The sequence below is a fragment of the Bradyrhizobium sp. F1.4.3 genome, assembly GCF_040548375.1.
GTDB lineage: Bacteria > Pseudomonadota > Alphaproteobacteria > Rhizobiales > Xanthobacteraceae > Bradyrhizobium.
This window is the reverse complement of record NZ_JBEPRN010000021.1, coordinates 81122-97821: the sequence shown is the minus strand read 5'-3', so window position 1 is coordinate 97821 and position 16700 is coordinate 81122. Positions and strand designations below refer to the sequence as shown.

Here is a 16700-nt window from a genome sequence, read left to right as displayed (position 1 = left end):
GCGCGAAGTCGGTCCGAACGAAAAAGGCCCGGTCGCCATCGCGACCGGGCCTTTTCTTTTGTTCAGCTCCAGCCCAGGCGAAGAGGGCGGAGTCAATGCGTGGGCTGGGCTCCCTCCCCTCCTTGCTGGGTCGGGCCGGTTCGTTCTGCTGCAAAAAAGTGAAAAACAACCCCATGCAAAGTAGAAACACGCCAGCCGAACGGTGCATTGTCCGTTCGGTTAAGCCTTTGCCGCGTCGGACAAATCAGCGGCAAACGGGCAATGATCGGGGATTCCGCAGTGCTGCACCGCAATTCGAGGCGCGCCGTCAGTTTGAGCGCAATCGAAGGCAAGCACAAATTTCGTGTTTTACGAATTTAGTTTGATGCGTCGGGCAAAACAGTGGCACTATGCCATCGTGGCCCATTCGAAAGCGGCACCAGCCAGTCGCCGTACGCGACGCACGAAGTCTCGGCCTTCGAAATCCAACGAACGAGCGATCCTCATTCCATGCTGAACCAGATCCTTCGTGATTGCGGGGCCGGCAATTTCGGCGACAGTCCAGGACTGTCACGGTAATTATCGTGTCTCACCCAAGGGGTGCAGTCCAGCACTGTCACCGTAATTCAGGGGTACAGTCCAAACCTGTCACAGAAGTTAGCGTGTCTCACTTACGGCGTGCAGTCCAATGCAGTCAATGAATGATCCCTCAGTTTCGTAATTCCACCGAGACAGAGGGCAGATCGCGGCGCTGATCTTCAGGCTCGCAGGCATCGTACTCACGACGCAGGGTTAGCAATCCTACGAACTGGACGCTATTCAGCGTCACCGAATGCAGCCAGCAACGCCGCTCCAGCTTCTGCAACCGTCGGAGCACTCGATCGCTCCCTTTCCGGGATGGGAGCGAAGCCATTCCTTGGACCAAGATTTCGGGTGGGAACGTAAACAACACGGTTCGTCTCAAATCTAACGATAACATCTTTTGTAGATCGAACGAACGTATTCCACGATCTGACTCGCGCGGCATTTAGAATGGGCTCAAATAGCTTGCTCCATTCCTCGGGCGCAGGGTGCGGAATCCCTTCTTTTGAAAGCTGCAAAGCTTGTAGTGTTGCTTCTCCTAAGCCCGACACATTGTTCGCTTCAAGATCGAAGACGGGCGCAGAAATCACTCCCACTCCATTCGTGGTATCCGAGACCGGACAGATGATGACTCTGTTGCGCCTCAGATAGGCAGTAGCCTTCCTCAAGCTGGCCTCACGGAAATATAACTGGTATTACGGTGACAGTGCACTTAATGCTCCCAGAGATCACTTGTCCTCCGATGCGGATGGCTTGGGTCCGCGCTTGCCGGGCTTTAGGACGCGCCCGGTTTGGCGCTCGATGCGGGCGACGAAGCGGTCGTCTCCCAGCGGACGGCCGATGCTCTCTGCGGCACGCAGTGCGCCGAACAGATCCGCCTCCGGTTCGGTTGCCAGCAAATCGGCGAAGTTCGGAAAGCGATCGCGGACCGGCGCCCGCGACGTCAGGCCATCGTCCTTCCCGCGCAAATGTGCGCGCGTGCTCGACCAGCGCCAATCCTGCGCCCGCTGCACCAGACGCGCCCGCACCGGGTTGAGCGACACGTAGCGAAGCGCCGCCGCGAGATGATTTTCGTCCATGGCAACGGCGCCGAACCGCCCCTGCCAGAAATGACCGGTGCGCTTGCGTCGCGCCTGGACGGTTCCGGCATAGCTGCGATGCACGCGGGCCAGCGCACGGCGCAACCCGTCGGAATCGGACGGCACCAGGATGAGGTGAACGTGGTTCGGCATCAAACACCAGGCCCACACCTCGACGCCGGCGGCTTTGCAATTTTCAGCAAGCAGGTCGCGATACAGCGCATAGTCGCTGTCCTCGAAGAACGTGCGCGCCCGGCCATTGCCGCGCTGGGTGACATGGTGGGGATGGCCGGGGATGACGACACGAGCAAGACGAGCCATGCCGCATCATGCCCGCGAAAGCGGGCGGCGTCAATTTTGTGCACTGTCACCGTAATTGCTTTGGTTACGACGCGATCGATCGTCTGACGAGCCACGCCAGCGACCTCGGCGCGTTCACGCTGAGCTATCTCGGCCAGACCGGCCAGATGGCGCAGCGGCAACGCGCAAGCAGCACGCTCTCCACGGCCTGGACCTATCTGCCGAACAGCGGCGACCGGCGGCTTGCGGGCATCTCCAATACCGGCCTCTCGCCGACGCAGGTCTCGACATACGCTTATTCGACCACGCCCGAGAATTTCATCAGTGCCATCACCGAGACCAGCGACGCCGCTGCCGTCTATCCCGGAACGGTGACGCAGACGGCGAGTTACAACAATCTCAACCAGCTTACCAATCTGTCAGGCCAGAGCCTCGCCTTCGACGCCAATGGCAACCTCCTGGCGGACGGCCAGCGCAGCTACAGTTGGGATGCGGAAAACCGGCTGGTCGGCATCACCTATCCCGGACAGACGGGCAAGCAGACCGCATTCGCCTATGACGGACTGAGCCGCCGTACCGCGACCGCCAGCACGCCCGCAGGCGGCGGCAGCGCCACGACCACGTCATATCTCTGGTGCGGCAGCAGCATCTGCCAGGCGCGCAACGCCGGCAATGCCACCATCCGTGGCTATTATGCCGAAGGCGAGATCGTGCCGGGCGCGACGCCGCAAACCTACTATTACGGACCCGATCAAATCGGCTCGACACGGCGGGTGTTCGCCAGCACCACCAGCGCACCGGCCTATGGCTACGATCCCTACGGCCGCGCGTTGCAAGCCACGGCGCCGCTGACCGATTTCAACTATGCGGGGATGTTTTACGATGCGGATAGCGGGCTGTATCTGACGTGGTATCGCGCCTATGATCCAATTGCGACGCGCTGGCTATCGCGAGACCCTCTCGGAGAGGCCGCGACGGATACACTTAGATTGAATTCCGCAACCACGGACGCTCTTGCGGTTCAGCAGGCGCCTTACACTGCCCAGCCACGCGGTGTTGCAGTGACAAGCGAGTTGGACGTTCTAGGACTCAAAACCGCCGGGGCTAGGCTAGATCCAGCCCTCTACTATGGTCTTGAATGGGCCTGGCCAAACTCGCCTCCGGTTAGAGAAGGGACTAATCTCTATACCTACGCGGATTCCAATCCGGTAAGTTTAACTGATCCAACAGGAGAACTCACCTGGCGTCAGTGGGGGCAAATTTGCTACACGATCATTGCCTGTAAAAGATTTCCTGACCCACCACCCAAGCCATTGAAGCCCGAACAGTGCATAGTGATGCCGATAGATAAACGTTAGCTCTATGAACAGGTGAGCAAGGGGATGTCATCGTGCACGGACTTGATTGGAAACGCGAACCCGATATCGAGCGGCTGCAGCGGTCATTTGACCTGCTTGAAACCGATCCAACAAGGGCTGTCTCTGAGCTACAAGAACTAGCCGAATCCGGATCGATTGCGAGCATGTGGTATCTGGGGGACGCTTATTCTTACGGGAGAAGTATTGCCAAAGATCTTGGCAAGGCGGAACTCTGGTATTCACGTGCAGAAGAAGCTGGCTGGACGCCCGCGTCCTACCTTCTCGGTCGAGCCTTGGAATCGTCTAGTGAGCATGAAGCGGCGTTCAAAGCCTTTTCGCGAGGTTCTCAAAAGAATTATCTGCCCGCGATATATCGACTCGCCAAATCATACGAGAACGGTTTGGGGACAGCCAAGAATCACGAAGAGTGTGTGCGGCTACTTAAAGTTGCGACCGGCAGGGGGCATCTGTTCGCTAAACGGGATCTTGCTGGATTCTATCTCAGAGGATCATTTGGACCTGCGCAGGTCATATCGGGCTTGTGGCTGCTCACGTCCCTTGCCTTCGACATGGTCCGTTTTACATTTATACGAGCCTGGAAGAGACCAGATTATGAGGAACGGATTTTAGCCTGACAGAAACAAACACTCCAGGTACGAACCGTCTGGGCATTCGCAATGTGCCCGCGCCAGCCGGGGCAGCCCGGTAGTCGCCAGAGGCTTGGCAAGCCTCAACCGCCTCGCCGTCTTCCTTCAGGCGATTATCGTCACCATGAGCACGGGACACTGCCGACGCAGTAAGATTGGTAGTGCGAGAATCCTGAAAAGCGTGCGCTGCTTGGACGAACTCAGATTGCGCCTTCGCTCTTAGCTTCGGCGGACAAGTCGCTAGGGACACCCAAAAGAAAAGGCCCGATCGCCAATGGCGACCGGGCCTTTTCTTTTAACAGACTACCCCGCTCAGGCCGCCTTCGACACCAAGGCCTCGCTCTCGATGAGCTCCGTCCCGATCAAATAGTCGCGGCAGCCGCGAAGTGAGCGCAGCGCGCGGTTGAAGTCGAGGCCGGTCGAGACCAGCGCATGCAGCGTCGCCGGATTGCGCACGATGCCGCGCAGGACCGCGGCGAGGTCGATCTGGCCGTTCGGCTTGATCGCGGCGCGGGCGAGCGCGGGCAGCGCGCGATGGGCGGGGTCGCTGATGACGCGGACCGCGGCGAACGGTAAGCCCGCCTCAGCGGCGTAGGCCGCTGCGATGTGGCTTTCCATGTCGACGGCAGAGGCGCCGGTCTCCGAATGCAGCGCCGCCTTGCAGGAGCGCCCGGTGACCACTTCCTCGGCGCCGGCAAGGCTGCCGCGCACGACGCGGCGGCGGCCCGATGTCAGGCGGTCGATGAGGTCGTCGCCGAGCGACAGGCCGGCCGCCCAGCGGGTGTCGCCCGCGAGCACCTCGGTCGCCACCACGACGTCGCCGGAGCGCAGCGTCGGGTCGAGCCCGCCGGCCACGCCGAACGAGATGACGCCGCGAATCGTCCCGGGATCCAGCACCGTCAGCAGCGCCCGCAACTGGGTCGGGCTGCTGGACGAACAGATGACCGCCATTCCGGGCCCGGCCGCAATGCGGGCCTCCTGAACCAGACCGGTCACGATCAATATCGGCCGCGGGTCGATGGCATGACCCGCGGTAACATAGTCCCCCATCCCCAAAGTCACATTCCGACCCCTACCACCCTGCTGTTGGTGTTCCGCAAGTTCCGATACCGCGCCAGCGCCCACAGCGGGAAGAACTTCGGGTAACCATGGTACCGCAGATAGAATACGCGGGGAAAGCCTGTGGCGGTATAGCGCTGCTCGTCCCAGAGTCCTTTTTCGTTCTGTGTTGCAATCAGGTACTCCACCCCGCGGGCGACGGCCGGGTGATCAACCTCGCCAGCCGCCATCAGGGCAAGCAAGGCCCATGCCGTTTGCGAGGCGGTCGAGGAGGAAGCCTCCCATCCCTTGTAGTCCAGGCGGTAGCTGACCGCGTCCTCGCCCCAGCCGCCGTCCTTGTTCTGGATCGAGGCCAGCCAGCCGGCCGCCTTGCGCATCATCGGGTCGGTGTGGGGAACCCCAGCCATATTGAGGGCGCAGAGCACCGACCAGGTTCCGTAGATGAAGTTCATGCCCCAGCGGCCGTACCAGGATCCCTCCGGGTGCTGGGTCTTCCTGAGATAGGCGACCCCGTCGGCGACGTGCTTGCTGGTCTTCGCGGTCTCGCCGAGTTGAGTCAGCATCGAGACGCAGCGCGCGGTGACGTCCTCGGTCGGTGGATCGAGCAACGCGCCATGATCGGAGAACGGGATGTTGTTGAGGTAGTATTCGAGATTGTTGACGTCGAAGGCGGCCCAGCCGCCATCGTCGCTCTGCATGCCCTCGATCCACTCCCGGCCGCGGTCGATCGCCGCGTCATAGCCGGCAACGCCGTGCTCCCGGCGCATGCGGTCCATCGACATCACCACCACGGCGGTGTCGTCGAGATCGGGATAGTGCGCGTTGTTGTACTGGAAAGCCCAGCCGCCAGGCCGGGTCCCGGGCCGTTTCACCGCCCAGTCGCCCTTGACCTCCAGCTCCTGCTTCGGGATCAACCAGTCGAGGCCCTGCCGGGCCGCAGGCACCGCCTTGTCGCCGCCGGCTTCAAGCAATGCGTGGGCGGTCAGCGTTGTGTCCCAGATCGGCGAGACGCAGGGCTGGCAATAGGCCTCGTCGTCACGGATCACGAGCAGCTTGTCGAGGCCGCGGCGCGTGGTCGCGCGCGGTGGATAATTCTCGTCCTTGCCGAGCGCGTCGTACATCATGACGATGTTGGCCATCGGCGGATAGATCGCACCCATACCGTCCTCGCCGTTGAGCCGCTCCTCCGTGAAGGCGAGCGCCGCGTCGATGGCGCGCTTGCGCAGGCTCTTCGGGAACATCGGCTCGACCACGCGCAAGATGCCGTCGAGCGCGCGGAACAGCACGAACCAGGCCATGCTCTGGTGCGGTGCCTTCGCGGTCATGCCGATCGAGCGCGGATCCCCGAGAAAGAGCTCGTCGATACCGACGCCCTTCGGATTCTTCGCGCGCGGCTTGAGCGCGGCGAGCACCATCAACGGCACCATGGTGGTGCGCGCCCAGTAGGAGATCTTGTTGATGTGGAATGGCGACCAGAACGGCAGCAGCATGATCTCGATCGGCAGCACCGGCACCGCGCGCCAGGTCATGACGCCGAACATTGCGAGCATGAAGCGGGTGAAGACGTTGCTGTGAATGGCGCCGCCGCGGGCGTGGATCGCCTCGCGCGCGCGCACCATGTGCGGCGCGTCCGTGGAATCGCCGATCATCTTCAGCGCGAAATAGGCCTTCACGCTGGCGCTCATGTCGAACGCGCCGTCGTGCACCAGCGGCCAGCCGCCATGGGCGCCCTGCACACGGCGAAGATAGTTGCCGATCTTGGCTTCGAGCACGCTATCGACCGGCTCGGCGAGATAGTGGCGCAGCAGGATATATTCGGCCGGAATGGTGCAATCGGCCTCGAGCTCGAACACCCAATGGCCGTCGGGTTGCTGAAAGCCGAGGACGCCTTGCGTGGCCGACGCAATGCTCGATTCCAATATTTTCGATTCCAAAGTTTCGCGGGCGGTCGCGTTCACGGAATCCATCTCGCTCGATTACTCCGATAGTTGATTGCAATTGACCGGGACAAATGCCCGTCAGGGCCGCTTTTCAGGATCCTTTGGCGGCCAAAACCAGATCGGCGGCGCGATCACCGGACCGGACCGATCCCTCGATGGTTGCAGGCAATCCCGTAGCAGTCCAATCGCCGGCCAGGAACAGGTTTTTCAGCGCGGTGACCGGCCCGGGACGCAGGGCATTCTGCGCCGGCGTTGCGGCAAAAGTAGCACGGCGCTCGCGCACGATCTGCCAAGGGGGCAATTGAGACGGCAACTCACCGGACACGCCACCCGCCTTGCAGACGTCGTTCCAGATCACCTGCGCGAGTTCCTCGCGCGGCATGTCGACCAGACGGTCGCCATTGCTGATCGTCACCGAAAGCCGGTTCGGGAACGCAAACAGCCATTCGACGGTCCCGCCGATCACGCCCAGGATCGGAGCCGCGCCCGGCGGCGGTTCGACGCGGAAATGCGCGTTGACGATGGCGCGGAATTCGGTCGGGGTCTTCAGACCCGGCAGCAGGCTCGCAGCCGCGCGCGGCGGCACCGCCATCACGATCACGTCGCCAGCACCAAGCTGGATCAAATCCTCGCCGCCGAAATTCAGCGCGCCGACCTTGCCGTCACTGGTGACGAAGGAACGCAGCTCATGGCCGAGCTGAACCGAGTGGCCGCGCTCCTGCAAAAATTTTACGGCGGGCTCGATCAGCACGGCGCTGAGGCCGTCGCGCGCGATCAGGGGACGGCAGGCCTGGCCGCCGGCAAGCAGCGTCTCGCGCACGATCGCGCCGGCAAGCCCGGCAGACCCCTCGGGCGGATCGACGTTGAGCGCAGCAAGCAGCAGCGGCTGCACCAGACGTTGATAGAGCGTGCCCTCGCAAGGAATGGATTTGCCGACCAGCGTCTGTTCCGACGCCCAGATCAGCGGCGCCAGCTTGAGGTAGTCCATCAAGCCGGTGTCGGGAACGCGGCGGCTCTCGTCGAGCACCCAGGCGGGCCACCGGCCGTCGCCGAGATCGATCTGCCAGCGCTGCCCGGTCGCAATATCGACGAACGGAAACTGCGCGCGCTCCGGCCCGACCAGGCCGGCCTCGGTACCGATCGCGCGCGCATAGGCCCGCGCATGGCTGTTGCCCGACAGCAGCAGATGATTGCCGTTGTCGATGGTGAGATTGGTGGCGCCGTCGAAATAGGAACGGCAGCGGCCGCCAGCCTGGTGCGTCGCCTCGTGCACGGCGACCTTGAAGCCGGCATTGGCGAGCCGCACAGCGGCGGAGAGGCCGGAAATTCCAGCGCCGATGATGTGAGCTGTGTTTTGCATCAGAAAAAAGCGTAACGGAGCAGGATCGCGAAGCGTGTGACCTTCGACACACGCACCGGCTCGCGCGGCGCGTTGAAGCCGCGCGCGATCAGGAGGTCCAGAATGGCATGGTAGTATTTCGACATGATCCGCGGTGCGCGCACGGCGCGGCGCCTGTTGCGGTTCATGATCTCGTCCGACTGCTCGAAATGCGCTTTCGCGCGCTGCGCCAGCGGCAGGCAGACCTTCGGCAGCGCGCGCTCGACGATCACGCGGTTCGGATCGGTTGAGGTGATGCCGGCGTGCAGCAGCGCCTCGCGCGGCAGATAGAGCCGACCGAGACCGGCGTCCTCGTCGATGTCACGCAGGATGTTGGTGAGCTGGAGCGCGCGGCCGAGATGATGGGCAAGCAAAATGCCGTCCTCTTCCGGCAGGCCGAACACCCGCACCGACAGCCGCCCCACGGCGCTCGCCACCCGATCGCAATAGAGATCGAGCGTCGCCATGTCGGGCGCGCGGATGTCCTGCGGCACGTCCATCTCCATGCCGTCGACGATGGCGAGGAAATCCTCGCGCTTCAGCCCGAAGGTCCTCACAGAGGCGACGTAGTCTTTCAACCGCGCCGGCGGGTGGCCCTGATAGAGCGCATCGATGTCGTTGCGCCAAACCTGGAGCGCGGCGAGCCGCTCGTCGCGCGGGCCGTCGGAATCGGCGATGTCGTCGACCTGGCGGCAGAAGCTGTAGATCTGGAACATCGCCTCGCGCTGGTCACGCGGCAGGATGCGCATCGCGGCATAGAACGAGCTGCCGGATGCGGTCGAGCCATAACTGGCGCCGGGCGTGGTCGCCTCAAGCGTCATGGGCAGTCCCCGGTCTGGAAACGGCCTTGCGGCCGATCGCGCGGCGGCCGACTTCGCCGATCATTCCGGCGAGGCTGAAGGTGAGGAGCTCAAACTTGTTCAGATGCACCCGCTCGCGCAGGGGATCGCGCACCTTCAACAGGCGCACGATGCGGTCCGCATAGGCCTGGATCACCGCGACGTCGACGCCGAGGCGGACATCCCTGATCTCCGCGGTCAGCGACTTGCCCTCGTTGAGGAGCGCTTCGTTGCGCACGGCGAGCGCCTGAAGGCAGGCCAGCATCGCCGGCGGCGAGTAGGTCAGCCCGAGTTGCTCGACCGACGCGCCGCATGCAGCCAGCGCATCGCGCGGCAGATAGACGCGGTTGAGCTCGCGAAAATCCTTGCCGCAGTCCTGGAGGTGGTTGTTGATCTGAAGGCCGGCGCAGAGTGCATCCGACGCGGCCCAGGTCGAGGTGCTCTCGCCGTGAACGTCGAGCATGAAGCGGCCGACCGGCATCGCCGAATAACGGCAATAGTGGATGACTTCGTCCCAGGTCTCGTAACGCAGCTTGGTCACGTCCATGCGGAACGCGACGAGCACATCGAGCGCATGGCGCGGCGCCATGCCGCGTTCGGCGAGCGCGCGCCGCAGGGCGACGGCTTCGGCCTGGGTATCGCCCTTGCCGAGCAGTTCCGCCTCGAACAGGTCGAGATAAGCCAGCTTCTGGTCAGGTGGCAGCGTCGCGTGGTCGGCGATGTCGTCGGCCGTGCGGACGAAATTGTAATACGCCAGGATCAGCGCGCGATGACGGGGATGAATGATCCAGGACGCGACGGGAAAATTCTCGTCGCGGTCACCTTTGCCGGATCGCAATTCGCTCGCAGAGGTCATCGAGGGCTGGTCAACAATCGTTTGGACAGGAAGGCTTTTTTCGCCCGCACGGGCTCGCGCCGGCGGTGCCGCCGCGGCCCCCATATAGGGGAATACGGCCGCAAAACCAATCCTGTCTCTCGATGGCTGCCCTGCGGATCCGGCCCGAAAAGGCGGTCCAGGATCCGCCTTGTGGGCCAGCGGGCGAGCTTACTGGTTGTGGTTCTTCAGGACCTGGTCGCAGGCCTGCGAGATCTTGGCCCGGTTCTCCTTGAGGCAGGCCAGGACGGTGAAATCGCCCTGGTCGATGACCGGACGGCAGAACTTCTGCACATCGCGCGTGCAGGCCTTCTGCTCGGCGTCCGTGCCACGCCCTTGCTGGGCGAACGCGGCCGTAGAAAGGGAGGCCGACAGCAGGGTGAGAGCGACGAGAAGCTTACGCATTGTATTCCTTCATTCTGACGGCAGAATCGCACCGGTCCCGGACAGCAGACGGCGGACGACGGGAACGGATTGTTCTGATGGCAAGTTGCCGCGGAGAGAGCGGCACCGGAGAAGGCACAAGCGCTGGTAAATGCGGCCAAATTGGCGCCACGCCTATCAGAACAGGTCTTCCCTCGATCTTCATTGGCAGATGTAAGAGCTTGATACTACGTCATAATTCGGGCATGTCGCGTTTTGCTGGACACCTGTTGCAGAGCTGCATCTGTCCCATCCGCTTTTTCTGCCAGAAACACACAGAAACACGGGGAATCAGGGCGCAGACCATGGCAAGAGCGCTTTGCGAGCCTGACATCGTGGACGGTTAGGCTTTGAACCTGACACAGGCTCGGAACACTAAACTTTCGATGTGGCGAGACGTCCTGTCATAAGCGGACGTGGTTCCAAAACGGGATATTGGCGATGAATTTCTTTGGGCGATCTGGACAGGCGATCAAGGCGGCCGGTATTGGCGCTGCACTGCTCTTCTCGGTTTCGGCAAGCCATGCTCAGTCGTCCGGACCGTTCGCCGGTTTCGATGGCGCGTGGACCGGCACCGGCACGGTGTCGCTGTCCGACGGCTCGACCGAGCGCATTCGCTGCAAGGCGGACTACAAGGTGGGCGGCGCCGGCCTCAACCTGAAACAGGCCCTGCACTGCGCCAGCGACAGCTACAAATTCGACCTCACCAGCGACGTGACGAGCCAGGGCGACCGCATCTCCGGCAATTGGAGCGAGTCCAGCCGCAACATCTTCGGCAACCTCCAGGGCACCGCCGGCGGCGGCCAGATCGACGTGTTTGTCGAGGCCAACGGCTTTGCCGCCAACCTGACGCTGCGCACCAACGGCACCAAGCAGACGGTGCAGATCTCCTCCAAGGGAGAGATCCGCGGCGTCAACATCACGATGACGAAGGGCTGACGCCCTTCCCGCTTCGAAAGAAACACGCCCCGGGTTCTCGCGAGCCGGGGCTTTTTGCTGACATGGACCACATTCGCAGAAACCTGCTCACGGCAATCGGGCTATTCGCGGCCAATCGCGCCTCGCCAATGATCAACCGTCAGTCGATGCGACGTTGACTGATCGCAGGCTCAGCCTCTCACGACAATCGGACTACGCCGAGGACGACTTCAAATTCAACCCTTACGGGATCGTCCGCGTCGAGGCGTGAGCGTGAGGCGGCTCTTGGCCGCCCGCTTAGATCGCGGGCTTGTCGGGGCCCTGAAGCCTGGCGTGCAGATTGATCAGCCACATCGCCGTCGGCCGCAGGATGAAGAGGTCCGCCACCAGGGCCGACACCATCGAGAAGGCGCTGAGCCAGCCGAACAGCCGGAGCGACGGCAGGTCGGAGAACACCGTGACGACGAGGCCGCAGGCCAGCACCAGCGTGGTCAGGATCAACGCCGGGCCGACCAGCACGGTTGCACGCTCGACCGCGAGCGCCGAGCCGACGCCTGGCTTGCTCTCCAGCCTGAGGCGGTTGAGGAAGTGGATGGTGGCGCTCAAGCCCAGGCCGAACGAAACGGTCAGCGCCACGACGCTGGCGAATTGCAGCCCCTCGCCCATCGCCCACAGCACCGTTCCCGACATCACCACCGGGAAGATGCCCGGCAGGATGCAGGCGAACATCACAACCCAGGAGCGGAAGGCAAGCCCGATGAAGATCGCGACCAGCGCGAATTCGACGGTGAGCCCGCGGTTGAGCTTCTCGATCATGCCGGCCGAGTTGCGCGCAGCAATCGCGGCAAGACCGGTGACCGCCACTTCATAGCCGGGATGCTTCTTGCGGACGGCGTCGAGCTCGGCATCGAGCTTGTCCACGACCGGCAAGAGCTGGCTGGAGTCGATGTCGGGCACGCGGCCTGCGACCACGACGGCATCCTGGTCGGCATCGATGAAGCGCCGCACCAGATGCTCGGGAATGAGGCTGACATACTCCTTGAGCGTTGCGACGTCGCCGCTGCCGGCCTTTTCCGCAAGCCAGCGGCGCAGGGTTTCGAGCGACCAGACGTTACCGACGCCGGCTGCCTTCTCCACGGTCGCGTGAACGTCCGCGATGGTTTGCAGGGTCTCCGGCGAGTAGAGCGACTCACCCTTGGGGAACTGGATCAGGACGTTGACCGGATTGGCGCCGGTCAATTTGGCGTCGAGCCGGTTGCTGGCGGCCACGGCCTGGCGCTTGTCCGGCACCTGGTCTGCAAGCCGGTAGCGCGGCTGAAGATTGGCGTAGACGACGCCGAGGCTGGCGACGAACAGCACCGCGATCAGGCTGAACAGGCCGGGACGGCCCACCATGCGCACCGCGATCCAGTAGCAGAAATTGCGCAGTGCCTGCACGCCGGCATCCGCACTCTGGAACTTGGTCGCAAAGACTTTCTCGTTGCGCACCAACAGCACACCAAACACCGGCACTAGCGACAGCACTGCGACCAGCGCAATGATGGTGGCGGCAAGGCCCGCCTCGCCGAACTTGCGGATCAAGTCCGAGTCGGAGAACTGGAGCGCGATAAAGGAAATGCCGGCGGTGCCATGCGTCAGCACGCAGGCCGGCCCGACCACCAGCACCGCGTTCTTGAACGCGGTGAACTTGTCCTGTCCCGCGATCAGCCGGTCGCGTGCGGCGAAGGTGAGCTGCATCGAGTCCGAGAAGCTGATGACCATGATGAGCGGCGTCATCACGTTCAGGAACATGTTGAGGTTGAAGTTGGCCCAGCCGAGTGCGCCGAGCGCCAGCAGGATCGCGATCATGGGCGGGAACGCCGCCACCACCATGAAGGAGATCTTTCGGAAGAAGACGATGGCGATGACGCAGCCGGCGAGAATGCCGAGGATGTTGTAGGTGAGCCCGTCGCGCTCGACCGCGTTGCGGATCTCGAGTTGCATCACCGGCACGCCGGAGAGCTGTACGCTGAGCCCGGTGTCGCCGAGATCCTCCTTCATCAGCGCGCGAATGGCGCCGACGGTCTTGGTGAGCTTGCTGGAGGCGACCACCTCCGGATCGAGCGACAGCACGATCAGCGCGAGCGTGCCGTCCTCCGACAACAGCTTGCCGCGGATGATCTCGTTGGCTTTGACGGTCTCGATGAACTTGTCATAGGCCGCGCCCTCGGGCAGCTCGCCCGGGAACAGGGCGGCAGGCAGCTTGCCCGGCGCCGGCGCCTGGCGCGCGGAGAACAGCGAGACCAGCCCGCGCGTGCCCTCGACCAGTTGCAAGTCGGTGACGAAGTCACGCAGCTTCTCGAGGTTGTTCCGCGCCAGCAGGGTCTTGCCCTCGACCACGACGAGGACGTCGAATTCTTCGGCCGGGAACTTCTTCGTGACCTCTTCATACTGGTGGAATTCGCGGGAATTGGAACGGAACAGCTGCGACAGCGAATCGTCGATCTTGATCCGCTCGATGCCGAACACGGCGCCGACGATCAGCGCGAGCAGGATGATGCAGGAGACGACCGGCGCGCGGACGGCGATCAGCCCGATGCGCTCCAGCCCGAAGGCGATGGAGGACGTAGGCCCCTGCTCGACCTTGTCGACATGAACCTCACTCTCGCTGTGCTTTTCGAGCATGCCTTGTCCAGTTCCTAAATCGGTTCGGTCAGTGAGCTTATGCGCCCCGCATATCGGCTTGAAAACGCCATACAGATGGGAGGCTTGCCCTTTGAAAAAGCGCGGGAAATCGCCGCGACGGGTTTAGCAGGTCCAAACGCCCTCTCGCAAGCGCGCGCAAGCGCACAAATTGGATCAACATGCGGCGATTTCGGCCCTTGATATCGGTCATTCCGGCGGGATCGTCCCGATTCGAGCCGGGGGATCACCGCTCTCGTCCTTGAGCGCCACGCCGGTGACTTCCCGCGCCAGTCCCTCGCGGACGAGCCAGGCGATCTTGAAGGCCGCCTCGTCATAGCTCAACCCTGCGTGGTGGATGTTCGAGACGCAGTTGCGCTCGGCATCGGTCAGGCCCGGCTTCGGGGCGAAGGTCAGATAGGCGCCGAGGCTATCGGGCGCGGACAGGCCCGGCCGCTCGCCGATCAGCATCACGACCATGCGCGCGCCGAGAATGGCGCCGATCTCGTCGCCGAGCGCGACACGTGCGCCTGAGGCGACGACGACATGGCCGATCGCGACGCCGCTGTTCGCCGCGAGCGGGGCCAAGAGACTCTTCACCAGCGCGACCGCGTGCAGATGGACCGCCGCCGCCGATAATCCGTCGCCGATGACGAGCGCGAGTTGGCACGGCGCGCTGGCGCCGTGCGCCAGCGCCTCGGCCGAGCCGGCATCGAGCTGCCGCCCGAGGTCCGGCCGGCGCAGATAATCCCTGCGGTCGGCCGCCCGGCTCTTAGCCTCGGTAGCGGCAAAGCCGAGTTCGCCGAGGCCTGCGACCAGAAGCGGCGTATCGAACGCTGCATGCACGGCATCACGAGCACGGGCATGATCCAGGGTGAAATCGAGCAGGGCTTTTGTCGGCAGGCTCGACCCGCTGCGCCCGAGCGCGACGCGCGCGGGCGTGAACGACCGCAGATCGAGGGTCGAGCGGCGCGGGACGGCCGGATCAGACATGTCGCATCATTCGGCAGGAACGGAGGCCTCGCGCAGCCGGATCGAATAGTTCGATGCGTTCTGCTGGCCGCTCGAGGCCGCACGCGCGAACTTGATCAGGTGATGCGCAATCAAGGTGCAGCCGATCAAGCCTTCGATGTCGCCGCGCCGGATGCGACCCAGCGCGAACTTCCAGAACACGCGTCTGTAGTCGCCGAGCACACCAACCTTCCAGAAGATGTTCCGCAGCATGATCAGGCCCCGCCTGATGTTGGGCCAGGTCTTCATCTCGTCCGGTACCGGCATCTTCATGCGGTTAGGATAGGTGTGGTCACATTGATATTGGAATCGCGCATAAACCTTTTCGGGCTCGTAGGCGCTACCCATGCACTGCTTCCATGACGAAACGACCTGATCATAAGGCAGCAGGAAGTCGACATTGGAATCCCGTCCGTCGTCGTCCTGGACCAGCCGCCCCTCGCGCTCCAGCCGGTCCCACAGCGGTGTCTTCGGTAGCGCCTGGAGCAGATTGATGGTGAGCAATGGAATCTGGGATTCTTCAACGAACCTAAGCAGCGCGTCCGATGTATTCGGCTTGTCGGTGTCGAGGCCCATGATGATGCCGGACACGACTTCCATGCCGTAGGAATTGATGGTGCGCACGCCCTCAAGGATCGGGACCATCATGTTGTGGTCCTTGTGCATCGCCTTCAGCGCGTCGGGATCGGGCGTCTCGATGCCGCAGAAGATGGTGATGAAATAGGCCTCACGCATCTTCTCCAGAATCTCGGGCCGCTTGGCGATGTTGAGCGTCGCTTCGCAAGCGAGCCGCACCACGTAGCCGGTCTTCTTTTGCCATTCGATCAGATGCGGCAGCAAGTCCATCGCCGCCTTGCGGTTGCCGATGAAATTGTCGTCGACGAAATAGACCGTGTCCGTCATGCCGCATTCGCGCAGGCGGTCGAGCTCTGCGATGATCTGCTCGGGCGACTTGATGCGCGGATTGCGGCCGTAGAGGCCGGGGATGTCGCAGAACTCGCACTGATAGGGACAGCCGCTGGAATACTGGATGCTGCCGAGGAAGTACTTCTTCACGTCGGCAAGTTCATAAGCCGGGATCGGAAATTCCGTCATCGGAATGCGATCCCTGGTGTTCAGCACCACCTGCCGCTCGGGGCGCGAGGTATCGTGTGAAAGGATCTCGATCAACTCGTTGGTGGCGTCGCCGAGCTCGCCGACATGGAGATAGTCAAAGGATGGATAGTAGTCCGGGCAGGCGCTGACCGAGGGGCCGCCGAGCGCGACCGGAAGATCGAAGTCATGAGCGCGATGACAGATGTCATTCATCTGCTGGCGCTGGATGTGCATGCCGCTGACGAAGACCGCCTCCGCCCACTCGAACTCTTCCCGGGTCGTACGACGGAGGTTCTCGTCGACGAATTTGACCTGCCATTCCTCCGGCAGATAGGCCGCGAGCAGCAGCAATCCCTGCGGTGGCATAAAGGCGCGGACGCCATCGGTCAAAGGATAGGAGTGTTCGAATGTACCGAAGGACGACGTGTAACGGGGGAAGACGCAGAGGATACGCCGCACCGTTCCGTTGCTTTCAGCTCTCATCGAACTTCCCTCAACGACATTCTACAGACGATAGAGAGGAGACATCCTGACACATAGCGTAACGCTGATCCCCA

Annotated in this window: 14 protein-coding genes; 3 read left to right on the top strand and 11 right to left on the bottom strand. The window is 62.8% G+C overall.

The features are described from left to right. Positions 1 to 794 precede the first annotated feature (794 nt). Both ABIB73_RS33430 and ABIB73_RS33425 read right to left on the bottom strand, forming a co-directional pair. Positions 795 to 1151, bottom strand: a complete 357-nt coding sequence (locus ABIB73_RS33430; protein WP_354231187.1) for a hypothetical protein — start codon at positions 1149 to 1151, stop codon at positions 795 to 797. 138 nt (positions 1152 to 1289) lie between these two features. Then, positions 1290 to 1961, bottom strand: a complete 672-nt coding sequence (locus ABIB73_RS33425) for a transposase (RefSeq protein WP_354231186.1) — start codon at positions 1959 to 1961, stop codon at positions 1290 to 1292. An 8-nt stretch (positions 1962 to 1969) separates the two neighbouring features. Between ABIB73_RS33425 and ABIB73_RS33420 the strand changes: the two genes are divergently transcribed. Both ABIB73_RS33420 and ABIB73_RS33415 read left to right on the top strand, forming a co-directional pair. After that, the gene (locus ABIB73_RS33420; RefSeq protein WP_354231184.1) at positions 1970 to 3298 is read left to right on the top strand and encodes an RHS repeat-associated core domain-containing protein; all 1329 of its coding nucleotides are present in this window, start codon (positions 1970 to 1972) and stop codon (positions 3296 to 3298) included. Between the two features lie 32 nt (positions 3299 to 3330). After that, positions 3331 to 3933, top strand: a complete 603-nt coding sequence (locus ABIB73_RS33415) for a tetratricopeptide repeat protein (RefSeq protein WP_354231182.1) — start codon at positions 3331 to 3333, stop codon at positions 3931 to 3933. Positions 3934 to 4257: 324 nt separating this feature from the next. Here the strand turns inward: ABIB73_RS33415 and ABIB73_RS33410 are convergent, their stop codons facing one another. The 6 genes from ABIB73_RS33410 to ABIB73_RS33385 form a co-directional block, all read right to left on the bottom strand. Beyond that, positions 4258 to 5007: a phosphorylase gene (locus ABIB73_RS33410; protein WP_354231180.1), complete on the bottom strand. Its 750-nt coding sequence runs from the start codon at positions 5005 to 5007 to the stop codon at positions 4258 to 4260. Then, positions 5004 to 6971, bottom strand: coding sequence for a squalene--hopene cyclase (gene shc / locus ABIB73_RS33405; RefSeq protein WP_354231178.1), 1968 nt, complete (start codon positions 6969 to 6971; stop codon positions 5004 to 5006). Before shc ends, ABIB73_RS33410 begins: the two co-directional genes overlap by 4 nt. 64 nt (positions 6972 to 7035) lie before the next feature. After that, positions 7036 to 8304 (bottom strand): hydroxysqualene dehydroxylase HpnE, encoded by a 1269-nt coding sequence (hpnE, locus tag ABIB73_RS33400; RefSeq protein ID WP_354231176.1) that lies wholly within the window; start codon positions 8302 to 8304, stop codon positions 7036 to 7038. Next, a complete protein-coding gene (gene hpnD / locus ABIB73_RS33395; RefSeq protein WP_354231174.1) occupies positions 8304 to 9143 on the bottom strand; it encodes a presqualene diphosphate synthase HpnD in 840 nt (279 codons plus the stop codon). Before hpnD ends, hpnE begins: the two co-directional genes overlap by 1 nt. Continuing rightward, positions 9133 to 10017, bottom strand: a complete 885-nt coding sequence (gene hpnC / locus ABIB73_RS33390; RefSeq protein WP_354231173.1) for a squalene synthase HpnC — start codon at positions 10015 to 10017, stop codon at positions 9133 to 9135. The genes hpnD and hpnC overlap by 11 nt, the downstream gene beginning before the upstream one ends. 189 nt (positions 10018 to 10206) lie before the next feature. Further along, entirely contained in the window at positions 10207 to 10440 is a 234-nt protein-coding gene (locus ABIB73_RS33385; RefSeq protein WP_166817451.1) for a hypothetical protein, read from the bottom strand. A 459-nt stretch (positions 10441 to 10899) separates the two neighbouring features. Between ABIB73_RS33385 and ABIB73_RS33380 the strand changes: the two genes are divergently transcribed. Beyond that, positions 10900 to 11397, top strand: a complete 498-nt coding sequence (locus tag ABIB73_RS33380) for a hypothetical protein (RefSeq protein WP_354231170.1) — start codon at positions 10900 to 10902, stop codon at positions 11395 to 11397. Between the two features lie 276 nt (positions 11398 to 11673). Here ABIB73_RS33380 and ABIB73_RS33375 read toward each other — a convergent pair whose 3' ends face one another. The 3 genes from ABIB73_RS33375 to ABIB73_RS33365 form a co-directional block, all read right to left on the bottom strand. Continuing rightward, a complete protein-coding gene (locus ABIB73_RS33375) occupies positions 11674 to 14040 on the bottom strand; it encodes an efflux RND transporter permease subunit (protein WP_354231168.1) in 2367 nt (788 codons plus the stop codon). A gap of 207 nt (positions 14041 to 14247) precedes the next feature. After that, positions 14248 to 15030 carry an ethanolamine ammonia-lyase subunit EutC gene (gene eutC, locus ABIB73_RS33370; protein WP_354231166.1) on the bottom strand — a complete coding sequence of 261 codons (783 nt, stop codon included), beginning with the start codon at positions 15028 to 15030 and terminating at the stop codon, positions 14248 to 14250. Between the two features lie 6 nt (positions 15031 to 15036). Then, entirely contained in the window at positions 15037 to 16626 is a 1590-nt protein-coding gene (locus ABIB73_RS33365) for a B12-binding domain-containing radical SAM protein (RefSeq protein ID WP_354231164.1), read from the bottom strand. Between the last annotated feature and the right edge of the window lie 74 nt (positions 16627 to 16700).

Excerpts from the sequence above, each read along its gene's own strand:
- ABIB73_RS33385 (WP_166817451.1), bottom strand. The coding sequence starts at position 10,440 with ATGCGTAAGCTTCTCGTCGCTCTCACCCTGCTGTCGGCCTCCCTTTCT.
- ABIB73_RS33375 (WP_354231168.1), bottom strand. The coding sequence starts at position 14,040 with ATGCTCGAAAAGCACAGCGAGAGTGAGGTTCATGTCGACAAGGTCGAG.
- ABIB73_RS33425 (WP_354231186.1), bottom strand. The coding sequence starts at position 1,961 with ATGGCTCGTCTTGCTCGTGTCGTCATCCCCGGCCATCCCCACCATGTC.
- hpnE (WP_354231176.1), bottom strand. The coding sequence starts at position 8,304 with ATGCAAAACACAGCTCACATCATCGGCGCTGGAATTTCCGGCCTCTCC.
- ABIB73_RS33420 (WP_354231184.1), top strand. The coding sequence starts at position 1,970 with ATGCCCGCGAAAGCGGGCGGCGTCAATTTTGTGCACTGTCACCGTAAT.
- eutC (WP_354231166.1), bottom strand. The coding sequence starts at position 15,030 with ATGTCTGATCCGGCCGTCCCGCGCCGCTCGACCCTCGATCTGCGGTCG.
- hpnD (WP_354231174.1), bottom strand. The coding sequence starts at position 9,143 with ATGACGCTTGAGGCGACCACGCCCGGCGCCAGTTATGGCTCGACCGCA.
- ABIB73_RS33365 (WP_354231164.1), bottom strand. The coding sequence starts at position 16,626 with ATGAGAGCTGAAAGCAACGGAACGGTGCGGCGTATCCTCTGCGTCTTC.
- hpnC (WP_354231173.1), bottom strand. The coding sequence starts at position 10,017 with ATGACCTCTGCGAGCGAATTGCGATCCGGCAAAGGTGACCGCGACGAG.
- ABIB73_RS33380 (WP_354231170.1), top strand. The coding sequence starts at position 10,900 with ATGAATTTCTTTGGGCGATCTGGACAGGCGATCAAGGCGGCCGGTATT.
- shc (WP_354231178.1), bottom strand. The coding sequence starts at position 6,971 with ATGGATTCCGTGAACGCGACCGCCCGCGAAACTTTGGAATCGAAAATA.